This window comes from Rhodoglobus sp. G.S.4 (genome assembly GCF_056619605.1).
This window is the reverse complement of record NZ_CM152748.1, coordinates 1,496,697-1,517,624: the sequence shown is the minus strand read 5'-3', so window position 1 is coordinate 1,517,624 and position 20,928 is coordinate 1,496,697. Positions and strand designations below refer to the sequence as shown.

Sequence of the window (20,928 nt, the reverse complement as noted above, 5' to 3'; positions counted from 1 at the left end):
CTGCACTGCTCTGTTAAGAAAGCTGAGTCAATTAGGTGGCAAGAACTACCCCTGTGAAAAACGCGTGGCGAGCCATCGTCTGGCTCACCGCACTCACGGTGGGGCTCTCCGTATTGATCGGTGCTGGCTCCATTTTCGGTTCGGCCTCCTGGGCTCCGAAGCTCGCTCTTGACCTTGAGGGGGGAACGCAAATCGTTCTCGCCCCTCAGCTCGAGAGCGGACAGACGGTTTCCAAGGAGCAGCTGGCTCAAGCAGTCTCGATTATTCGAGATCGTGTCGACGCCAGTGGTGTCGCTGAAGCTGAAGTTACGACTCAAGGCGCGAGCAACGTCATTGTCTCGATCCCGGGTACTCCTGATAAGGAAACACTCAACCGGATCCAGTCATCGGCAAAGCTCGAATTCCGCCCGGTGCTCTACACCGAGGTCGCGACGACTGCTGCTGCTGAAGCAACTCCTGAACCGACCGATGCGGCGGAGACGCCGGACGGAGAGTCGGCAACGAGCACCCCAGAGCCGACCTTGGCCACAACGCCAACCGCGACACCCACCGACGCAAGCGATCTCAACTGGATTACCGAATCTCTTTTCGACGAATACACCAACTTCGATTGTGCTTCGCTCGACAGCTTTAGCGTTGCTCCCGCTGCTGAGCCGCTCATCACTTGTGATTCGGATGATGCCTTCAAGTACATTCTCGGCCCAGTCGAGGTAGAGGGCAGCACGATCACCGACGCGAGCAGCGGACTGATTTCCAGCTCGCAAGGCGTCAGCACCGGACAGTGGGGCGTCTTCCCGACGTTCAACGCCGAGGGCACCACAGACGTCGCAGCGATGACTACGCGTCTCTTCGGCTTCGACAACACTGATCCGCGCAACCGATTCGGAATCGTGCTCGACGGTCGTGTCATTTCGGCGCCGACGACTCAGGGCATCATTACTGGCGGAAACCCACAGATTTCGGGTTCGTTCGACCAGGACAGCGCAAAAGTTCTTGCTGACCAGTTGAAGTTCGGTGCGCTACCCATTGGTTTCGAAGTACAGAGCAACGATTCCATCTCAGCGACGCTAGGTACAACTCAGCTTAATTCTGGGCTGATCGCTGGTCTGATTGGTCTCCTGCTGGTCGTCATCTACTCGCTGTTCCAATACCGCCTTCTCGGTCTCGTTACGGTGGCTTCGCTTGTAGTCGCCGGAGTGCTCACCTATCTCGTCATCGCCTACCTTTCGTGGCAGCACGGCTACCGACTCTCGTTGGCTGGTGTTGCCGGACTGATTGTGGCGATCGGATTTACCGCGGACTCGTTCATCGTCTACTTCGAACGCATTCGAGACGAACTTCGCGATGGTCGATCTCTGACCGGCGCGGTCGAGGCCGGTTGGAAGCGTGCCCTGCGCACTATCTTCGCTGCGAAGGCCGTCAACCTTCTTTCGGCCGTAGTTCTGTTCGTCCTTGCCGTGGGAAACGTTCGCGGTTTCGCGCTGACCTTGGGACTCACCACAGTGATCGACGTGCTCGTTGTCGTTCTCTTCACGCATCCCATGCTTCAGTTGCTCGCAACAACGAAGTTCTTTGCGAGCGGACACCCCATTAGCGGTCTTGATCCCCGAGCTCTGGGCGCGGTCTACCGCGGTCGAGCTCAGTTCAGAACGCCGGTAGCCACGAAGGCGACCGCGGGAGCAAGCCGCGAGGCTGCTCGCCGCCAAACTATTGCTGAACGAAAAGCTGCTGAGTTGGCGGGAACCGCCAAAGATTCCAGCTCAGATGGAAAGGAATCCTGATGGCTAGCTTCTCGAAGTTCGGCAACGACCTCTACACCGGTGAACTATCGGTTAACTTCATCGGGCGTCGGATGGTGTGGTACACCCTCGCGATAGTTTTGATTGTGGTGTCCATTGCTGGCCCCGCGCTCCGTGGTGGTTACGTACTGGGCATTGAATTTACTGGTGGATCACAATTCCAGATCGACTCGGTCGAAGCGCTAACAGATCCTGCTACCAACGCCGACGCTCAGAACCTTGCGATTGACACCGTATCGGGAGTGGTAGCAGAAGCTGATCCCAAGGTCACCGTGGTGGGAACTGACTCCTTGCGTGTGCAAACGGAACAGCTTGAAGCCGACCAGTCCGACGAGGTGCGCGATGCCTTGGCCGGCGCGTTCAATGTCGACAGCGACCAGGTGGCCGCATCGTTTGTTGGCCCGTCATGGGGCGCAGACATCACGAGTTCTGCACTGCGGGCTTTGCTCGTCTTCGTCGCTCTCGCGGCCATCATGATGGCGATCTATTTCCGCACGTGGAAGATGTCGCTCGCAGCGATGATTGCGTTGCTCCACGACATTGTCATCACTGCCGGCGTCTATGGACTCTTCGGATTCGAGATCACTCCTTCCGCAGTTATCGGGTTCTTGACGATCCTTGGTTTCTCGCTTTACGACACCGTTGTGGTGTTCGACAAAATTCGAGAGAACACCTCGGAAGACGGGGCCGAATCCCGACGCACGTTCGCTGAATCTGTCAACCTTGCGGTTAACCAGACTCTTGTTCGCTCGATCAACACCGGAGTCGTTGCAGCTCTGCCTGTCGGTGCGATTCTCTTCATTGGCGCTTATGTGCTCGGTGCCGGCACGTTGCGCGATATTGCTCTTGCGCTCTTTATCGGAATCATTGTTGGTACTTATTCCACGATCTTCATCGCTGCTCCGCTCTACGCGCAGTTCCGTGAGAATGAGCCTGCAATTCTCAGTCGCACGAAGCGGTTGACCGCAGCGCGCGCCGAAGAGAAGGACCGCAAGTAGCCAGCGTGCGCGGACGTGGATCTCGACGTTCGCAGGCTGCGCAGTGCCCCGATAGGGGTAACGGTATGCCAATGCAGCTACGCGTTCTAGAATTGTTCTAGGGGGTAGCGGAATGAGTGAATCACCACAGTCAGCTGCCTCGTTCCGTGCGCTGTTGCCGAGGATTTTCTCCCGCGCTCAGCCCGCTGGAGCCGTAGAGAATTTACTGCGAACGGTAAAGACTCATCACCCTAAAGCGAACCTTGCACTGATCGAGCGCGCCTATGCCGCAGCTTTCCGAGCGCACGACGGTCAGAAGCGTAAGAGCGGTGAGCCCTACATAACTCATCCCGTCGCGGTGGCGCAGATTCTCGCTGATCTCGGTATCGGTGAGAAGACGATCGCCGCTGCACTCTTGCATGACACCGTTGAAGACACTGACTACTCGCTTGATGAGTTGAGGGTTGAATTCGGCGATGAGATTGCGATGTTGGTCGATGGTGTGACCAAGCTCGACAAGGTCAAGTACGGCGACAGCGCGCAAGCCGAGACGGTGCGCAAGATGATCGTCGCGATGTCGAAAGACATCCGAGTCCTCGTGATTAAGCTGGCCGACCGTCTCCATAACGCTCGCACGTGGGGCTTTGTGCCGCGCGAGTCTGCTTCCCGAAAAGCACAAGAGACACTTGAGATTTATGCACCGCTCGCGCATCGTCTGGGTATTCAGGCGATAAAAATTGAACTCGAAGACCTGTCGTTCGCTGTGCTCCACCCTAAGATCTACGTCGAAATCGAGAGCCTGGTAACTAAGCGCACCCCGATGCGTGACGAATTCGTCAAAGAGGTCATTGCTTCGGTTAATGACGACCTCAAGACATCGCGGATCAAGGGCACTGTCGCTGGCCGTCCGAAACAGTACTACTCGATCTATCAGAAGATGATCGTTCGAGGTCGCGAGTTCGATGAAATTTATGACCTTGTGGGCATTCGTGTTCTCGTGAACTCTGTTCGCGATTGTTATGCGGTGCTTGGGTCGATCCACGCCAGATGGAATCCGATTCCTGGTCGTTTCAAGGACTACATTGCGACGCCTAAGTTCAATCTTTATCAGTCTCTTCACACGACGGTCATCGGACCGCACGGTCGCGCGGTTGAGATCCAGATTCGAACGAGCGAGATGCACCACCGTGCCGAGTTCGGTGTAGCTGCGCACTGGAAATACAAAGACCGTAGTGCGGGCAAGATCGTCGAATCTGGGCCCGTTGATAGCGATATGGCGTGGCTTGCGCACATCACGGACTGGCAGGCCGAAACGTCAGACCCCGGTGAGTTCCTTGAGTCGCTGCGATTCGAGATCGGCGCCAAAGAGGTATACGTCTTCACTCCTCAGGGAAAAGTGATCGGCCTACCAGCTGGCGCGACGCCCGTCGACTTTGCCTACGCGGTGCACACGGAAATCGGGCACCGCACTATGGGTGCCAAGGTCAATGGGCGGCTCGTTCCCCTAGAGACAGAACTCACCAGTGGCGACTCTGTTGAGGTCTTCACCTCCAAGAGTCCGGATGCTGCTCCTAGCCAGGACTGGCTCAGTTTCGTCAAGAGCACTCGAGCCCGAAACAAGATTCGCGCCTGGTTCACGAAGGAACGCCGCGACGAAGCTATCGAGCAGGGCAAGGACGCGATCGCGCGCGCAATGCGTAAGCAGAATATGCCACTGCAAAAGCTCATGAATCACGAGTCTTTCGCCGACCTCGCGTCGACAATGCGTTACGAAGACGTATCTGCGTTGTATGCCGCAGTGGGTGAAGGGCACGTTTCCACTCAGTCGGTAATTGAAAAGCTTGTCGCGTCGCTGAGTTCAGGTACTGAAGAGGACGAAGGGGAACTCACATTCCCCGCGCAGGGAAAGCTGCGTCCCTTCAAGCACTCTGACTCCGGAATTCTCGTGCGGGGAGCGCCAGACATTCTGGTGAAGCTGGCGCGCTGTTGCACCCCGGTACCGGGAGACAAGGTTGTCGGATTTGTCACTCGTGGCGCCGGTGTTTCCGTTCACCGGGCGGATTGTAAGAATGTTCAATCGCTCCTAGACGAGCCCGAGCGCATGATCGACGTTGAATGGGCGCCAACGTCAAAGAGTCTCTTTCTCGTGCAGATTCAGGTTGAGGCGCTCGATCGTTCTGGCTTGCTTTCAGACATCACCAAGGTGCTGAGCGAAACACACGTCAACATTCTTTCTGCCACCGTCAACACGTCAACGGACCGTTTAGCTATCAGCAAATTTGTTTTTGAAATGGGAGATACAACCCATCTCGATCGCGTGCTCAATGCCGTGCGTCGTGTTGACGCGGTCTATGACGTTTATCGCGTCAATAGCGGCTAGCTCGCGGCGGGCTGAGGATGTCTCGCACGCACCAACGTGAGTCGCTCAAGGGCGATCCGTTTTTGGGGCAAATTGCGACGGACCAGCATTGAGTTAGCGCACTCGGAATAATCCAACGTGCCTTCGGTCATCAATGTTGCAATTGCTTGGATCTCGCGGTTTCCGAAGCTCTCGCTAAATCTCAGTAGGTCAATTACTGTGCGGAGTCGTGAGGTCACGCTCACGCCGGCCACGCTATCAATCTCTTCTGGAGAGATCACGACTTCCCGCAGCGTTGCATTCAGGCTCGCATGCGGCCTAGTTCGTGCGCCGATGGCAACGCAGAGCTGATGCCGCCGTGGGGGAGTCACCAGCGCACCCCACACCCAGGCTGCGCTCAACCTCTCGGCAATTATTCGCGGATCGAGCACCACACCGAGGGCCCGTGCACGCAAGTGCGTCGTTTCAAATTCGTGAATAGGGCAGAAGCATTGATCGAGGGCATAGAGCTCTCCATCGAGGACGGCACACTGCAGCTCAACAAGGGGCAGATCGAGTGCGCTGAGCACGGAAGGAAGTCGCGAGGTCATTCCTCTATCGTGCAGTGGCACTCACTCCGACGGTGTGTTCACTCTGGTTCGGTGGACAAACAGATGGCCTGTGGAGAGTCTGCTACTTCAGTGCCCCGAGCCATGCCTTGCGAGCATCTAGTGCGTCCTGAGCATCCGCAATCTTCCTAGCATTGCCGGTGGCCTTCGCTTCAGCAAGTTCGGCTTCAAGTTTCGCGATTGCGTCGTTGAGCTGACCCAAGAATCCTTCGGAACGCTCTTGGCGCTCGGGGTTGCTCTTGTTCCAGTGATCCTCGTCGAGCTTGCGCACGGCCGTTTCGATTTTGCGCAGGCGTTCCTCGGCGACTTTGATCTTGTCGCGAGGGACCTTACCAATTTCATCCCAGCGCTTCTGAATCGACAACAACGACTTCTTGGCTTGAGCGCGGTCTGTGGCGGTCAAGAGTGGCTCGGCCTCGGCGAGCAACGCTTTCTTGAGCTCCCAATTTGCGGTGAACTCGACGTTGTCTTGCGCATCCACCTCGGACTTTGCGGCGTAGAGCACGTCGCCAGCCTGCTTAAACTTTGCCCAGAGTGCATCGTCAAACTTCTTGCCAGCGCGCCCGGCTGCCTTCCAACGATCGAGGAGGCGACGGTAGTTGGGGATGGCGTCGGCACCCTGAGCTACCAACGCTTCCGCTTCGTCGACAAGAGCCTGTTTGTCAGCGCGGGCTTGTTTGTGACTCGTGTCGAGTTCAGCGAAGAATGCGCGGCGATGGGTGTCGATCGTGCTGCGGGCGGCTCGAAAACGCTTCCACAACTCGTTCGCTTCCGCCTTCGGAAGACGGGGGCCATCGGCCTGGTGGGCTTTCCAACGCGCGAAGATGTCGTCGATCTGAGCCGTGACCTGCTTCCACTGTGCTTTGGCAGGATCTGCCGCAGCAAGCGTCTCAGCTTCGACAACAAGGGCAGTTCGCACAGCGATAGCTTCGCCCAGAGCCAGTTTGGCTTCTTCGCTCTGCTTCTCGGTGAGTTTTGAGACCGAGCCACCAAGGGCTTCGACACGTGCGCTGAGCGCCGCGAGATCGCCAACGGCGTTTGCGGTTGCGATTGACTCCTTCAGGGCGCTAATCGCCTTCGAGACGTCTGCGGCGGGCGCACCGTTCTTCACGCGCTGCTCGAGCAACGTCACTTGACCTGCAAGCTCGTGATACTTGCGGGTGAAGTAAGCCAAAGCTTCTTCCGGTGTTCCATCGGGGTATTGACCGACAGCGCGTTCGCTTTCTGCTTCGCGTACAAAGACGGTACCCGTCTCATCGACGCGTCCCCACTCGTTTTGCTCCTGTGTAGCCAATTACTTCACCTTGCTGGTTATGCCGGAAGCCGCTGCCCGGGTGAACCCAAGCTTAGGACAACCACGCTTACGGTCGTTGACGCTGTTACTGGATCGTGAAGCCCGTGATGCTTGTGGCAATCACCGGAGCCCCATCCTCGGCATTGTCGACAATGCCTCCAGAGGTGATCTCGGACTGCAAAGCATCGAGACCAGAAACGACCGTACCGACAATGCTGTAGCCGCCGGCGGTGTCGTCAGGAATTATCGCATCGTCAGAGACGATGAAGAACTGTCGCCCATTGGAGAAGGCATTGTTTCCGGTACGCGCCATTGCGATAGTGCCCGCGGGGTAGAAGCCGCCAACTCCTGCATTTTCCACCGGCCCATAGGCGTAGTCGGGATCACTGGCGCCGGTGCCGTCGAGCGATCCACACTGGATCAACCCGGCGTTCTCAGTTTTCACCATGCGGTGGCAGGTAGTACCGACGTAGTAGTCAGTAGCGATCGAGTCGATGATTGAGGCAACAGCTTGAGGTGCAGCGGCTCCGTCGAGTTCAATTCCGAGAGCCACGTCGTTGAGAGTAAGCTCACCCGTCCACGTGCGGTCTTCGGAGACTGAGACATCTGGAACGTCGCCGACGTTCTCCTGGGCGGCCGCAGTGGGTTCGGGGGTGAAGGACGGCGCGGGTTCCGGCGTTCCTGGTCCAGCACTGAAATAGAACACTTGAGCGGTCGAGACAAGCGCGATTACGAGGATCCCAACGCCAACGGCCAGAACATTGTCGCGCTTGCGGCGTGCAAGAGTGTTCTCATGGACCGCATTGCGGGCAGAGTAGTGGCGCAGGCGTTCCCGAGCGTCTCGTTGCTCGCGTGAATGCTTTTTGCTGGATGCCACCATTACTCCTTGAAGAATTGCGGATTTCGCCGCGGTCGTAGGAACGCCACACTGAACCTTACGGTCTCGTGCGAATCTCGACCAAACGCCACGGCGTTCTAGCCCTGAGCCGAAGGGCTGCGCATTTCATCAGTGCGGACGATTACGATTGACCTATGGATGCTTCCGCAAGTCTTCACAGCGGGGCTACGCCTCTTGCTGTGCGCATGCGTCCGCTGACACTTGACGAGATCGTTGGGCAGAAGCATCTGCTGCAGCGAGGTTCGCCGCTCATGAGTCTCGCATCGGATGCTGGCGGCAGTCATGGCTCGGCATCCATTATTTTGTGGGGTCCTCCGGGCACGGGCAAAACAACCATCGCGAAGGCAATCGCGCGAGGGTCTCAACGCAAGTTCGTTGAATTGTCTGCCGTGACCGCCGGGGTTAAGGACGTGCGTCTGACAATTGAAGAAGCCTTGACCGCGCGCGACCTCTACGGCGTCTCTACCGTGTTGTTTCTCGATGAGATTCACCGGTTCACGAAGGCACAGCAGGATGCTCTGCTGCCGGGGGTCGAGAACGGGTGGATCATTTTGATTGCCGCAACGACCGAGAATCCGTCGTTCTCTGTAATCTCTCCTCTCCTCTCACGGTCATTGTTGTTGACGCTCAATCAACTTGACGATGATGAGCTAGGCGAGTTGGTCGATCGGGCGGTTTCCGACGCTCGTGGACTGAACGATGCGGTAGTGCTTGAATCAGACGCTCGCGCATTGCTTGTACGGCTGTCATCTGGCGACGCGAGACGCGCCCTCACGGCGCTAGAGGCTTCAGCGGTATCGGCTGCCAACGAAGACAACGCTTCGAGTCCACCCGTAGTTACCGCAGAGCATGTTGCCACTGCCGTTGACCGTGCGCTGTTGCGCTACGACCGTCAGGGCGATGAGCACTACGACGTCATCAGCGCTTTTATCAAATCGGTGCGTGGTTCAGACGTCGACGCTGCCATCCACTACTTGGCGAGAATGATCGAAGCGGGTGAAGATCCGCGGTTCATCGCCAGACGGATCATCATCAGTGCCGCTGAAGATGTCGGCGTCGCAGACCCCCAAGCTCTCGTCATCGCCGTCGCTGCGGCCGATGCCGTGCAGATGATCGGGATGCCGGAGGGCCGAATCCCTCTCGCGGAGGCCGTTGTGTATCTCGCGACAGCGCCCAAGTCGAACGCCGCTTATGTTGCCCTGGACGCCGCAATCGCCGATGTTCGCGCGGGAAAGATTGGGCGGGTTCCCAAGCCGCTGCGCGATGCGCACTATCCGGGAGCAAAACGCCTCGGCCATGGCAAGGGGTACCAGTATTCTCACGATTCCGAGTTCGGCGTCGTGAAGCAGCAGTACCTCCCCGATGTCCTTCAGGGGACCGAGTACTACCGCCCAACCAACAACGGAAACGAACGCGACGTGTCGGCTCGACTGGCGAAACTTCGAGAGATTATCCGCGGAGAGTGACCAGCCGACGCGCCAAACCCTTGCTGGCCTCGTTTCGTGCCATAGCGATGCTTGGCGTGTTAGAGTTATGCGTCCCATCGATACGGTTTCGGCGCGCGGCTGCAATGAAACCGGAAATCGCGGAGCAAGGTCTGTAGCCGACCAGTCTCCATTGGGCCATCCCTCTACTTTCTTCTGGTGTGTTGTGTACGCGCGTTCGCGTGCGAGTAATCACCAGAGTGTTCTTACTTGAATCAATCGAAAAGGATCTTGTGTCTACTAAGTCACGTACCCGCAGCAAGACTCGCCTTTCGCGTGCACTGGGCATTGCCCTCACGCCGAAGGCTGCAAAGTACCTCGAAAAGCGCCCCTATGCTCCCGGTGAGCACGGCCGCACCAAGCGCAAGCAGGACAGTGACTACGCTGTTCGTCTTCGCGAGAAGCAGCGTCTACGGGCCCAGTACGGAATCCGTGAAGCTCAGCTGAAGATTCAGTTCGAGGAAGCTCGCAAGACCGCCGGCCTAACCGGTGAGAACTTGGTTGAGCAGCTCGAAATGCGTCTCGATGCACTGCTCGTTCGTTCGGCTATCGCTCGCACGACCGCTCAGGCTCGTCAGATGATCGTTCACCGCCACATCCTGGTTGACGGCCAGCTCGTTGACCGTCCCTCGTTCCGCGTCAAGCCGGGACAGCTCATGCACGTCAAGGCTCGCAGCGAGGGCATGGAAATCTTCCAGGTCGCCGCAGCTGGTGGACACGTGGATGTTCTGCCTAAGACTCCTGGTTACCTCGAAGTTGAAATCGACAAGCTGCAGGCACGTCTCGTACGTCGCCCGAAGCGCGCCGAGGTTCCCGTGACCTGTGAAGTTCAGCTCGTTGTTGAGTACTACGCAGCACGCTAACTAACGCACGAAAGGGTCGGGGCTTATGCTCCGGCCCTTTTTTGCGTTTGGCGGGATGTTGGTGCGATTGTCGAATAGCGTGTAACCACCACTTTTTCTGAGACGGATCGGAGCAGGCATGACTGGCGGAGATATCGCAGGGCTTATCGCGGCAGGAGTATTCGCAGTCCTTGTCGGGTTGCTCGCCGTTCCCTTGCTCAAGTTGGGAAGGGTGTTCGACGAAACGAGTTCCGCAATACGTGGAGTCAGCGACAATCTGGACCCCATGTTGACTGAGGCAACGGCCACGATTTCGGAGACGAATCGCCAATTGGCTCGCGTCGATGCGATCACTCAGAATGTGGAAGAAACCACCGGGAATGTCTCAGCATTGGTCGCACTAGCAGCCGCAACCGTCGGCGGCCCTTTGATCAAGATCGCTGGCCTCAGTGCCGGAGTGCGTGCCGCTGTGCTGAGCATCCGCCCGAAGCGCCGTCGCTGACCTTTTCGCACGGCCTAAGCTAGTACGGTTCTAGTACCGCTCTCGCACCCAAATCTGAAGGAGAAGTTATGAAAGGCGCCGTTCTTTTCGTTGTAGGTATTGCCGTCGGTTTCGTCGCAGCCCACCAAGTCGCGAAGACACCTGAGGGCAAGCAGTTCTTCTCTGAGGTTGACAGCAAGGCACGCGAGTTCACGAGTGCCGTTGTTGATGGCTACCGCGAGCGTGAAGCAGAACTTCGCGCAGCAGTGGGCGAGGCAGAAGAAGCTCTCTCGGACTTTTCGCAGCGTTCTAAGTAAGAAAATCAGGGCCCTCGGGCCGCATTATTGAGTTCCCGGGGATCCCATGCAGACCGCAGACATTCAGAACCGTTGGTTGACCTATTTTGGCGACCGTGGTCACACTATTGTTCCTTCAGCCTCGCTCGTCAGCGATGACCCGACGCTGCTATTCACTGTCGCGGGCATGGTTCCCTTCGTTCCCTATCTGACGGGCCTCGTTCCGGCGCCGTTCGATCGCGCAACGAGCGTTCAGAAGTGCATCCGAACGCTCGATATCGAAGAAGTCGGCAAGACACCGCGTCACGGAACGTTCTTCCAGATGAACGGAAACTTTTCTTTCGGCGACTATTTCAAAAAGGAAGCCATTCAGTTTGCCTGGGAGTTCCTCACGCTTCCCGAGGCCGATGGGGGACTTGGTTTTCACGCAGAGGACCTCTGGGTCACCGTTTACGAAGACGATGACGATGCTGTCGCCTATTGGAAAGAGACCGCAGGGCTTCCTGACGAGCGCATTCAGCGACTCGGGATGGACAGCAACTACTGGTCAACAGGCCAGCCAGGTCCCGCTGGACCCTGTTCGGAAATTTTCTTCGATCGAGGCCCTGCTTACGGCGCCGATGGCGGCCCAGCCACCGACGACGATCGTTACGTTGAAATCTGGAACCTCGTCTTCATGCAGTACCTCCGTGGCGAAGGTAAAGGCAAAGATTTCTCGATCCTCGGCGAACTGCCCAAGCAGAACATTGACACCGGCATGGGCCTGGAGCGCGTTGCGTTCCTCAAGCAGGGCGTCGAGAACATGTACGAAATCGACCAAGTCCGTCCCGTGCTCGACAAGGCCGCAGAACTTTCTGGCCGCACTTACGGCGCTGACCATGAAGCTGACGTTCGACTGCGCGTAGTCGCTGACCACGTTCGTTCGAGCCTCATGCTCATTGCGGATGGCGTTACTCCCAGCAACGAAGGTCGCGGGTACGTGCTGCGGCGCCTACTACGCCGCACAGTGCGCGCCATGCGCCTGCTTGGGGTTGAAGGAACCACCTTCGCTGAACTCTTTCCCGAGTCGCGGGATGCCATGAAGGCCGCCTACCCCGAAGTCGAGAAAGACTACGATCGCATTTCGCGCGTCGTTCTCGCCGAAGAAGATACCTTCATGCGCACGCTCGCTAGCGGAACAACGATCCTTGACACTGCGGTCGAAAACACCAAGAAGTCCGGCGCTTCGGAACTGCCTAGTGACACCGCATTCCTCCTGCACGACACCTTTGGATTTCCCATCGACCTGACGCTGGAGATGGCGGGCGAAGCTGGACTATCGGTGGACCGCGAAGCTTTTGATTCGCTCATGAAACAGCAGCGCGATCGCGCAAAAGCAGACGCAGGCTCCAAAAAGCAATTCCTTGCTGACCTGTCGGTTTACGGCGCGTTCCGCGCGCTCGGCGAGACCACCTTCACCGGCTACGAAAATCTTGAAACCGAATCTAGCGTTCTCGGGATCATCGTCGACGGCGTCTCGGTATCGCAAGCGACATCCGGCCAAATCGCTGAAGTGATCCTCGCCGAAACGTCGCTCTACGCCGAATCCGGTGGTCAAGAAGCGGATGCGGGTGCGATTGTTGGTGCCAGCTACCACCTAGAGATTCTCGACGTCCAACGCCCGGTAAAGGGACTCATCAGCCACAAGGTGCAAGTGACGTCCGGTGAGGTCGGCGTCGGAGACGCTGCAACAGCGATCGTGGATGCCGATTGGCGTCGCGGCGCAACTCAAGCGCACTCGGCAACCCACGTCATCCACGCAGCTTTGCGTCAAATTTTGGGCAAGGATGCTCACCAGTCTGGTTCATACAACAAGGCTGGCTACATGCGTCTGGACTTCTCGTGGTCGCAGGCTCTCTCGGCTGAGACAAAGTCTGAGATTGAAGAAGTCGCGAACACTGCTGTGCGTGACAACCTCGAAGTCACGACACGAATCATGGCACTCGATGACGCCAACGACCTCGGCGCGATGGCGCTGTTTGGTGAGAAGTACGGCGATACGGTTCGCGTTGTCGAAATCGGTGGACCTTGGTCGCTCGAGTTGTGTGCTGGCACCCACGTTGCCCGTTCCGCTGAGATCGGACTTATTTCGCTCGTTGGTGAGTCGTCGGTCGGATCGTCAAACCGCCGCGTTGAGTCCCTCGTCGGCATGAGCGCATTCCGAAACTTTGCAGCGGAGCGCGCAATCGTCTCAGAACTTACTGCCAATTTGAAGACGCCTAAGGAGCAATTGCCTGATCGGATTGCCGAACTGATGGCAAACCTTAAGGCAGCCGAGCGCAAGATTGCCCAGCTTGAGGCTGGCCAGCTCTCGCAGCGCGTACCGGCCTTGGTCGAGACAGCGCAAGTGCTGGGCTCGGTGAAGGCCGTCGTCGAGAATGTTGGCGAGCTTCCGTCAAACGATGACCTTCGTGGACTTGTCCAGTCAGTTCGTGAGCGGCTCGGCTCGAAGGCTGCTGTCGTAGCACTTGCTGCCACAATTGGCGAAAAGCCTGCCGTCATTGTCGCGACCAATGAGGCGGCTCGTGCTCATGGTCTCGCCGCTGGGGCACTGGCCAAGGCGGCAGCAGGGGTGCTCGGTGGCGGCGGTGGCGGCAAGCCAGACATCGCACAGGGTGGTGGCGCAAACCCCGCTTCGATTCCCGACGCTCTCGCACTTATCGTCTCGACTCTGTCCGCTTAGTCCATGCGCTCAGGTACTCGAATCGGTATTGACGTCGGAAAAGTTCGGGTCGGGGTTGCGAGAAGCGACCCTCACGGGATGTTGGCGACCCCAGTAGAGACGGTGAAGCGCGCACAAGCAAGTATCACAAGAGTGCTGGCTATCGCGAAGGAATACGAGGCTGTTGAACTGGTCGTCGGCCTCCCCATCGCTCTTTCTGGACGGGATACTGCGTCAACCGGTGATGCTCGAGAATTCGCTCAACAGCTTGCCGATAGCTCCGATTTGCCCGTGCGGCTCGTAGATGAGCGGATGACCACGATGAGTGCGCATACTGCGCTGCGGGCATCCGGTCGCACCGCAAAAAATTCTCGCTCGGTCGTCGATCAGGTTGCCGCCGTTATAATTTTGCAACACGCCCTCGACTTCGAGCGCTCAGCGGCGCGATTGCCCGGAGAACTTGTCGAACCGACGCTAGGATCCTGAACCATGGCCGATGAACCGAACTGGGAAGATATCTTCAACGATCAACCCGGTGAAAGTGCACCGAAGTCGGCTCGCGCCGCGGCCTCGCATGGCACCGAACGTGCCGATGGCGCGGCAAGCACCGAATCCTCTACTCCGGTAGTAGGCGCTGGCGAACAGCCACTGACCCGGCGCGAAGCGCGAGCGGCTCACGAGGCGCAAGCATCGCGGGGGAGGACCGCAGAAGCTGCTCCGGAAACTGACGGTTCGACACCAGGAGGCCTACCACGCAAGCGTCGTTGGTGGCTCATCATTGGGCTCCCGATTCTTGTTATTGCCATCGCCGGTGCTGCAGTCGCAACTTTTGCGTGGGTCAACTACGAAGAGAAGATCCGCGAAGTGCTCGGCTGGGAACTGCCAAACGACTTTGAAGGAAGTGGCAACGGCGAGGAAGTTATCGTCACCGTCAACTCGGGTGATATCGGATCCGATATCGCGCGGAGCCTTAATGTTGCTGGCGTCACGATGACCTTCGATGCGTTCTACGATCTGTTGCTTGCGCAAGAAACGGACCCAGCCTTCTTTCCAGGAAACTACTCCCTTCAAAAGGAGATGAGTGCTCAATCTGCACTTGATGCTCTGCTTGACCCAGAGAACAAGGTAACCGACAGAGTCTTGATCACCGAGGGCACAACCTTGCCCGACGCGCTCGAAATCATCTCCCAAACCACCGGCATTGCCCTCGCTGATGTGCAGGCGGCATCCGAAGATCTCGCACACTTTGGGCTTCCCGCCGAAGCTGTCAGCCTTGAGGGCTACCTGTTCCCTGCAACCTACGAACTCGACGGCAGCCAAGACCCCTACGTCGTACTCGACCTGATGGTCAACACCATGTACGAGAAGTTGGATGCAGCGGGTGTCCCTGTTGAAGACCGCTACCGAATTCTGACAATGGCAGCGCTTGTCCAGCGCGAAGCCGGCCCCAATACCGACGACTTCTACAAAATTGCCCGTGTCTTCTACAACCGACTCGATCAGGGGATGTTGCTTCAGTCCGACGCGACCGTCGCCTATGGCACCGGAAATCTCCACACGGTGTGGACAACAGACTCCGAACGCGCTGATGCCAGCAATCCCTACAACACGTACGCCAATCCCGGTCTGCCTGTCGGACCGATTGGTCTCCCCGGCGAGTTGGCGATCGATGCTGCCCTGAACCCTGCCGCCGGCGACTGGCTATTCTTCGTTCCGATCAACTTGGCGACAGGGGAGACGGTCTTCACCAGCAATGTTGACGACCATGAGGCTGCAGCCCAGCAGCTTCGCGATTGGTGCGCCGAGAGCGAAGAGAATGGCAGCTATTGCTAGACAGCTCACGTGTTCCGGCCGCGGGATCCACCCGATCGAAGCTTGCCGTTCTCGGTTCTCCCATCGCTCACTCGTTGAGCCCGGCAATCCATCGTGCGGCGTACAAAACTCTCGGTTTCGATTGGGAATACGATGCAATCGATCTGTCAGAAGAGTCTCTGCCCGCGTTTCTTGCGGCTCTCGATGGACGCTGGCGTGGACTGTCACTGACGATGCCTCTCAAGCGCGATGTCGTTCCACTACTCGATTGGGCTGACCCGCTTGTTGAGCTCGTTGGAGGGGCAAACACTGTCGTAGTGACGGATGCCGGTCTCCGTGGCTACAACACGGACGTCGAGGGCGCCATGCGCAGTTTTCTCGATGCCGGATTGTCGAGCTTGGAATCCGTCTGGATTCTGGGGGCAGGTGCCACTGCCGCATCGCTTCTCGTGGCTTCTGTTCGTCTCGGCGCGCAGAAGATCGTCATCTTCGCGCGCAGCCCAGCAAAAGCGGAACCCCTCAAGGTGCTTGGCGAGTCGCTCGGTGCAACGATTATTGTTCGACAATGGCACGATGCGGCTCGGGCAGCCGACATTCCCTCTGTTGTTGTCACAACGGTCCCTGGCGGGGCCATAGATCTTGAGTTCGCTGAGGCTGTGCGCAAGCAAGCAGCCCTCTTTGATGTTGCCTATGACCCATGGCCGAGCGACATTGCGCACAGCTGGATGGCTGCAGGCGGAACAGTAATTTCTGGTCACGATTTGTTGATCAATCAGGCCATTGCTCAAGTACGTATTTTTGCCTCAGGAACGCCAGATGTGCCGCTGGCGCATGAGGCGGATGCGATTGACTCGATGCGTGCCGCAATTGAGGCGCCGTCGATTCGCGACGAGGTCTAGCGACAGGTACGCCGAGCTCACTGGGACGGTGATCTAGCGCTGCGTAAAATGTGGCGTCATCTCGTGTGGGAGGATTGACGCATGCTTCGATGGTTAACGGCCGGTGAATCTCACGGCCCAGAATTGGTCGCAATTCTTGAGGGGATGCCTTCGGGCGTGCCCATCTCACCTGAACAAATTCAGGCTGACTTGGTGCGTCGTACGCTCGGCTATGGCCGTGGTGCCCGCATGAAGTTTGAGCAGGATGAGCTCACGCTGAGTGGGGGAATCCGTTTCGGTGCCACGATGGGTAGCCCCATTGCGTTGCGCATCGGTAACACTGAATGGCCCCGGTGGGTCGAAGTGATGAGTCCGGTTCCCGTCGACCCAGAGACTTTGCCCAAGGGGCGCGGTGCCGCCCTCACGCGTCCGCGTCCGGGGCACGCCGACCTCACAGGGATGCAAAAGTACAACTTTGCCGAGTCCCGTAACGTTCTCGAGCGAGCGAGTGCACGCGAAACTGCAGCTCGCGTTGCTCTCGGTGCCGTTGCGCGCGCGTTCCTCGACGGTCTCGGAATTCATCTCGTTAGTCATACTCTGTCGATTGGTACGGTTCGGGTGCCAGCAGGAAGCGCACTGCCAACACCTGGCGATGTTGCGACCCTCGACGCCGACCTTTTGCGGTGCTTCAACCCCGAGACATCTGAGCAAATGGTTGCTGAGGTCGATCTCGCCCATGAAGATGGCGACACCCTCGGGGGAATCGTCGAAGTTCTCGCCTATGGCTTGCCACCGGGACTCGGTTCGTACACCCACTGGGATCGTCGTCTCGACGCGCAGCTTTCTGCCGCACTCATGGGCATCCAAGCGATCAAGGGTGTCGAAGTCGGGGATGGTTTCGAGACAGCTGCACGTCGTGGTTCAGTCGCGCACGATGAACTTGTGCACTCGCCTGACGGAATCTCTCGAGAGAGTGACCGTGCCGGCGGAATCGAAGGCGGAATGTCTACCGGCACTGTATTGCGTGTTCGTGCCGCCATGAAGCCAATCTCGACGGTTCCTCGTGCTCTTCGAACGGTGGATATCGCGACGGGCGAAGCAGCCGTGGCGCATCATCAGCGTTCGGATGTGTGTGCCGTTCCGGCTGCGGGCGTGGTAGCGGAAGCAATGGTTGCGCTCACTCTGGCGAACTCAGTGCTCGAAAAATTTGGTGGAGATTCGCTTGGCGAAACTAAGCGAAACCTCGAGGCATACCTAGCCGCGATTCCTGATGCGCTCCAGACCACCGGGGCTACGTATGCTCAATGATGGCGGAGCGATCGTTGTCATCATTGGGGCGCCCGGTGCAGGAAAAACTAAAGCAGGCAAGCGACTAGCCAAAATTTTGGATGTGCCTCTTGTCGACACTGACAAGGTTGTCGTCGCCTCACACGGCCCCATCCCTGAACTATTCGCAGAATTTGGCGAAGAATATTTTCGTGAGCGAGAGCGCGAAGCCGTCGCCAACGCACTACTCGAACCTGCCGTCGTCACTCTGGGTGGGGGAGCGGTGCTGAACCTCGAGACGCGTGCTGACCTTGCGTCCCACCGCGTTGTGCAATTGACGATGTCGAAGGCTGCCGCGCGCCTGCGGATTGCCGGAAGTAAACGGCCATTGGCCAATAACGCTGATGAATGGGAAAAGCTCGTCGAAGCCCGTCGTCCTATATATGACGAACTTGCTTCTCTCACGATTGATACTTCACTTAAGCCTATGGAAAAAGTTGCGCGCGAGATCGCCGACTGGTTGGGAACCCAACAACAATGACTGAAACCACGATCATCCCGGTACCTGGAACGAACCCCTACGATGTTCTCATCGGCCGAGGCCTGCTGCCGAAGCTCGCTGAGCAGCTAGGTCCGCGAGTGGCAAAGGTGCTGATCATTCACCCGCCGACGCTTGGTGCGAGAGCAAATGCACTGCGCGAGTCGCTCTCGGAGAACTACGAGGTACTTCTTGCGGAGATTCCGGATGCCGAAGACGCCAAGCGGATCGAAGTTGCCGCTTTTTGCTGGCAGATCATGGGTCAGACCGATTTCACTCGCACCGATGCTGTGATTGGTTTCGGCGGGGGAGCAGCGACTGACCTTGCTGGCTTTGTCGCCGCCACCTGGCTGCGCGGAATCAAGCTCATTCAGTGCCCAACGAGTGTCGCGGGCATGGTTGACGCTGCTGTGGGTGGAAAAACCGGAATCAACACTGCTGAAGGCAAGAATCTTGTGGGAGCGTTCTATGCCCCGAGCGCTGTGGTCGCGGACCTCGACGTGTTAGAAGACCTTCCTCGCAACGAGATCTTGGCCGGATTCGCTGAGATCGTCAAGTGCGGATTCATCGGTGAGCCCGAAATTCTTGACATCATTGAAGCTGACGTCGACAAGGTCATCGATCCACATTCTGAACAGTTTCGGCGCGTTGTTGAATTGTCGATCGGACTGAAAGCTCGTGTAGTTGGCGAAGACTTCACGGAGACCGGTCTTCGAGAGATTCTGAACTACGGGCACACTCTTGGTCACGCAATTGAGCATGCCGAGCGTTACCGCTGGCGTCACGGCGCTGCAGTGTCCGTCGGAATGGTTTTTGCTGCGGAACTAGCCCACCTCGCTGGATCGCTCAGTTCTGAAGTTGTCGACAGGCACCGGAGCATCCTGCAGTCGCTCAGCTTGCCCATCGATTACCCCCTCGGTCGTTGGAACACTCTTCTCGCGACTATGCAGCGCGACAAGAAGGCCCGGGCGGGAATGATTCGTTTTGTGGTGCTCGACTCTGTCGGCCGCACATCCATGTTGAATGGCCCCGACGAAGCGATGCTGTACTCCGCCTATCAGGAAGTCGGGGTCTAGCGGGCTCGTGCCTCGCTAGAGTGGAGCGGTGACTACAGTATTTGTCCTCAATGGGCCCAACCTCAGCAGGCTCGGCAGTCGAGAGCCTGATGTTTATGGTGGGGGAACGCTTCGCGAGCTGCAATCCGCTCTTGAAGCTCACACCCGAGGGCTGGCCAATGGAGAGAATGTTGTGCTCGACTTTCGCCAAACCGACAGCGAAACAGAACTGATTTCTTGGCTCCATGAGGCTGTCGATTCAGGATCGCCGGTCATCATGAATCCTGCTGCCTTCACTCACTACTCGTACGCTTTGCGGGATGCTGCGGCTCAAGTCACTGGCGCAGGGCTCCCGCTCGTGGAGGTGCACATCACGAATCCTCACGCCAGAGAAGAATTCCGTCACACGAGCGTGATTTCTGGTGTGGCAACCGGAGTGATTGCCGGATTCGGTTTCGAATCGTACATTCTCGCCCTCGACGCGGTTGCTCGTCGACTCGGTTAGACTCGAACGTCGCATTTGTCGCCTTCGCGACTTACTCGCGCTTTTGCTCGTTAACAGAAACGGATTTACGCATGGCCTCTACCGCTGACATCAGGAACGGCGTCGTTCTCAACATGGACGGTGGATTGTGGACCGTTATCGAGTTCCAACACGTCAAGCCCGGCAAGGGTGGCGCTTTCGTTCGAACCAAGGTGAAGAACGTGCGTTCGGGTAAGACCGTTGACCGCACATTCAACGCTGGCGCCAAGATCGAGACCGAGACGGTTGACCGTTCCGAATTCCAGTACCTGTACAAGGACATGGAAAATTTCGTGTTCATGAACACGAGCGACTACGACCAGATCACGTTGAGTGCTGAAGCTGTTGGCGATGCCGCAAACTTTATGCTCGAGAACCAGAACGTGGTAATCGCTCTCCACAACGGTGACCCTCTCTACGTCGAGCTCCCGGCATCCGTTGTTCTGGAGATCACATACACGGAGCCTGGCCTTCAGGGCGACCGTTCGACCGGTGGCAGCAAGCCTGCGACCGTCGAAACCGGATATCAGATTCAGGTTCCGTTGTTCCTCGAGCAGGGCACCCGCGTCAAGGTTGATACTCGCGATGGTAGCTACCTCGGCCGCGTGAACGAGTAAATGGGGGCACGCAGCAAGGCGCGTAAGCGCGCGCTTGACCTTATGTACGGTGCCGATGTTCGTGGCGAAAGCATCAACGAAGCGTTGGCAGCAGAGTCACTCCGTGCGATGAACGATCCGGCACGGGCAACCTCGTGGGCGTACGCCCAGCAAGTTGTCTTAGGGATTACCGCTCACGGTGACGAGATTGATGAACTCATCGAGACGTATTCGCAGGGGTGGCCCCTTAACCGGATGCCCGCGGTAGATCGCGCCCTATTGCGTATCGGTCTCTGGGAAATCTTGTACAACGATGATGTTCCCACCGGTGTCGCGATTTCTGAAGCCGTCGAATCAGCCAAGGTTCACTCCACTGAAGATTCAGCGGGTTTCATCAACGGTTTGCTCGGTCGCATCGCGGCCAGTAGCGAGTAACTAGCTCTATTGTGACGTAGCGTTACGCAGTTGCGTGACGCTACGTTACGGCGCAGATCGCCATTGTCGCCGAGGAGTTCTAGCGT

The 20,928-nt window shown here is 57.8% G+C and carries 20 protein-coding genes; 17 read left to right on the top strand and 3 right to left on the bottom strand.

Annotation, left to right across the window (positions count from 1 at the left end):
- Positions 1-35 precede the first annotated feature (35 nt).
- From secD to AC061P_RS07345, 3 genes are all read left to right on the top strand, one after another.
- Entirely contained in the window at positions 36-1,781 is a 1,746-nt protein-coding gene (gene secD / locus AC061P_RS07355; RefSeq protein WP_449646750.1) for a protein translocase subunit SecD, read from the top strand.
- Positions 1,781-2,797 carry a protein translocase subunit SecF gene (gene secF, locus AC061P_RS07350; RefSeq protein WP_449646749.1) on the top strand — a complete coding sequence of 339 codons (1,017 nt, stop codon included), beginning with the start codon at positions 1,781-1,783 and terminating at the stop codon, positions 2,795-2,797. The genes secD and secF overlap by 1 nt, the downstream gene beginning before the upstream one ends.
- Before the next feature lie 112 nt (positions 2,798-2,909).
- Positions 2,910-5,156 carry a RelA/SpoT family protein gene (locus AC061P_RS07345; RefSeq protein ID WP_449646748.1) on the top strand — a complete coding sequence of 749 codons (2,247 nt, stop codon included), beginning with the start codon at positions 2,910-2,912 and terminating at the stop codon, positions 5,154-5,156.
- Here the strand turns inward: AC061P_RS07345 and AC061P_RS07340 are convergent.
- The 3 genes from AC061P_RS07340 to AC061P_RS07330 all read right to left on the bottom strand — a co-directional run bounded on the left by AC061P_RS07340 (position 5,153) and on the right by AC061P_RS07330 (position 7,917).
- A complete protein-coding gene (locus tag AC061P_RS07340; protein WP_480390806.1) occupies positions 5,153-5,725 on the bottom strand; it encodes a hypothetical protein in 573 nt (190 codons plus the stop codon). The genes AC061P_RS07345 and AC061P_RS07340 overlap by 4 nt on opposite strands.
- 82 nt (positions 5,726-5,807) lie before the next feature.
- Positions 5,808-7,037, bottom strand: a complete 1,230-nt coding sequence (locus AC061P_RS07335; RefSeq protein WP_480390805.1) for a DUF349 domain-containing protein — start codon at positions 7,035-7,037, stop codon at positions 5,808-5,810.
- Between the two features lie 85 nt (positions 7,038-7,122).
- Positions 7,123-7,917, bottom strand: a complete 795-nt coding sequence (locus AC061P_RS07330) for a peptidylprolyl isomerase (protein ID WP_480390804.1) — start codon at positions 7,915-7,917, stop codon at positions 7,123-7,125.
- Positions 7,918-8,069: 152 nt separating this feature from the next.
- Between AC061P_RS07330 and AC061P_RS07325 the strand changes: the two genes are divergently transcribed.
- From AC061P_RS07325 to nusB, 14 genes are all read left to right on the top strand, one after another.
- The gene (locus tag AC061P_RS07325) at positions 8,070-9,401 is read left to right on the top strand and encodes a replication-associated recombination protein A (RefSeq protein WP_449646744.1); all 1,332 of its coding nucleotides are present in this window, start codon (positions 8,070-8,072) and stop codon (positions 9,399-9,401) included.
- Positions 9,402-9,652: 251 nt separating this feature from the next.
- The gene (rpsD, locus tag AC061P_RS07320) at positions 9,653-10,282 is read left to right on the top strand and encodes a 30S ribosomal protein S4 (protein ID WP_010202678.1); all 630 of its coding nucleotides are present in this window, start codon (positions 9,653-9,655) and stop codon (positions 10,280-10,282) included.
- 118 nt (positions 10,283-10,400) lie between these two features.
- Positions 10,401-10,763, top strand: a complete 363-nt coding sequence (locus tag AC061P_RS07315) for a DUF948 domain-containing protein (RefSeq protein ID WP_480390803.1) — start codon at positions 10,401-10,403, stop codon at positions 10,761-10,763.
- 68 nt (positions 10,764-10,831) lie between these two features.
- Complete coding sequence (locus AC061P_RS07310) at positions 10,832-11,059, top strand: hypothetical protein (protein ID WP_449646742.1); 228 nt, start codon at positions 10,832-10,834, stop codon at positions 11,057-11,059.
- 46 nt (positions 11,060-11,105) lie between these two features.
- The gene (gene alaS / locus AC061P_RS07305) at positions 11,106-13,760 is read left to right on the top strand and encodes an alanine--tRNA ligase (protein ID WP_480390802.1); all 2,655 of its coding nucleotides are present in this window, start codon (positions 11,106-11,108) and stop codon (positions 13,758-13,760) included.
- A 3-nt stretch (positions 13,761-13,763) separates the two neighbouring features.
- Positions 13,764-14,225: a Holliday junction resolvase RuvX gene (gene ruvX / locus AC061P_RS07300; protein ID WP_449646740.1), complete on the top strand. Its 462-nt coding sequence runs from the start codon at positions 13,764-13,766 to the stop codon at positions 14,223-14,225.
- A gap of 3 nt (positions 14,226-14,228) precedes the next feature.
- Positions 14,229-15,572, top strand: a complete 1,344-nt coding sequence (gene mltG / locus AC061P_RS07295) for an endolytic transglycosylase MltG (RefSeq protein ID WP_449646739.1) — start codon at positions 14,229-14,231, stop codon at positions 15,570-15,572.
- Positions 15,566-16,450 carry a shikimate dehydrogenase gene (locus tag AC061P_RS07290; RefSeq protein WP_480390801.1) on the top strand — a complete coding sequence of 295 codons (885 nt, stop codon included), beginning with the start codon at positions 15,566-15,568 and terminating at the stop codon, positions 16,448-16,450. The genes mltG and AC061P_RS07290 overlap by 7 nt, the downstream gene beginning before the upstream one ends.
- Before the next feature lie 81 nt (positions 16,451-16,531).
- On the top strand, positions 16,532-17,737 hold the full coding sequence (aroC, locus tag AC061P_RS07285; RefSeq protein ID WP_480390800.1) for a chorismate synthase: 1,206 nt from the start codon (positions 16,532-16,534) through the stop codon (positions 17,735-17,737).
- Positions 17,727-18,236 (top strand): shikimate kinase, encoded by a 510-nt coding sequence (locus AC061P_RS07280; protein ID WP_480390799.1) that lies wholly within the window; start codon positions 17,727-17,729, stop codon positions 18,234-18,236. The genes aroC and AC061P_RS07280 overlap by 11 nt, the downstream gene beginning before the upstream one ends.
- Complete coding sequence (gene aroB, locus AC061P_RS07275) at positions 18,233-19,309, top strand: 3-dehydroquinate synthase (RefSeq protein ID WP_480390798.1); 1,077 nt, start codon at positions 18,233-18,235, stop codon at positions 19,307-19,309. Before AC061P_RS07280 ends, aroB begins: the two co-directional genes overlap by 4 nt.
- Before the next feature lie 28 nt (positions 19,310-19,337).
- Positions 19,338-19,793 carry a type II 3-dehydroquinate dehydratase gene (locus AC061P_RS07270; protein ID WP_480390797.1) on the top strand — a complete coding sequence of 152 codons (456 nt, stop codon included), beginning with the start codon at positions 19,338-19,340 and terminating at the stop codon, positions 19,791-19,793.
- Between the two features lie 71 nt (positions 19,794-19,864).
- Positions 19,865-20,428: an elongation factor P gene (gene efp, locus AC061P_RS07265; protein WP_449646733.1), complete on the top strand. Its 564-nt coding sequence runs from the start codon at positions 19,865-19,867 to the stop codon at positions 20,426-20,428.
- Entirely contained in the window at positions 20,429-20,842 is a 414-nt protein-coding gene (nusB, locus tag AC061P_RS07260) for a transcription antitermination factor NusB (RefSeq protein ID WP_449646732.1), read from the top strand. It abuts the gene before it with no gap.
- Positions 20,843-20,928: the final 86 nt, after the last annotated feature.

Coding starts and splice junctions, on each gene's coding strand:
- secF (WP_449646749.1), top strand. CDS start 1,781: ATGGCTAGCTTCTCGAAGTTCGGCAACGACCTCTACACCGGTGAACTA.
- AC061P_RS07345 (WP_449646748.1), top strand. CDS start 2,910: ATGAGTGAATCACCACAGTCAGCTGCCTCGTTCCGTGCGCTGTTGCCG.
- AC061P_RS07340 (WP_480390806.1), bottom strand. CDS start 5,725: ATGACCTCGCGACTTCCTTCCGTGCTCAGCGCACTCGATCTGCCCCTT.
- AC061P_RS07330 (WP_480390804.1), bottom strand. CDS start 7,917: ATGGTGGCATCCAGCAAAAAGCATTCACGCGAGCAACGAGACGCTCGG.
- AC061P_RS07325 (WP_449646744.1), top strand. CDS start 8,070: ATGGATGCTTCCGCAAGTCTTCACAGCGGGGCTACGCCTCTTGCTGTG.
- AC061P_RS07315 (WP_480390803.1), top strand. CDS start 10,401: ATGACTGGCGGAGATATCGCAGGGCTTATCGCGGCAGGAGTATTCGCA.
- AC061P_RS07310 (WP_449646742.1), top strand. CDS start 10,832: ATGAAAGGCGCCGTTCTTTTCGTTGTAGGTATTGCCGTCGGTTTCGTC.
- alaS (WP_480390802.1), top strand. CDS start 11,106: ATGCAGACCGCAGACATTCAGAACCGTTGGTTGACCTATTTTGGCGAC.
- ruvX (WP_449646740.1), top strand. CDS start 13,764: ATGCGCTCAGGTACTCGAATCGGTATTGACGTCGGAAAAGTTCGGGTC.
- mltG (WP_449646739.1), top strand. CDS start 14,229: ATGGCCGATGAACCGAACTGGGAAGATATCTTCAACGATCAACCCGGT.
- aroC (WP_480390800.1), top strand. CDS start 16,532: ATGCTTCGATGGTTAACGGCCGGTGAATCTCACGGCCCAGAATTGGTC.
- AC061P_RS07280 (WP_480390799.1), top strand. CDS start 17,727: ATGCTCAATGATGGCGGAGCGATCGTTGTCATCATTGGGGCGCCCGGT.
- aroB (WP_480390798.1), top strand. CDS start 18,233: ATGACTGAAACCACGATCATCCCGGTACCTGGAACGAACCCCTACGAT.
- efp (WP_449646733.1), top strand. CDS start 19,865: ATGGCCTCTACCGCTGACATCAGGAACGGCGTCGTTCTCAACATGGAC.
- nusB (WP_449646732.1), top strand. CDS start 20,429: ATGGGGGCACGCAGCAAGGCGCGTAAGCGCGCGCTTGACCTTATGTAC.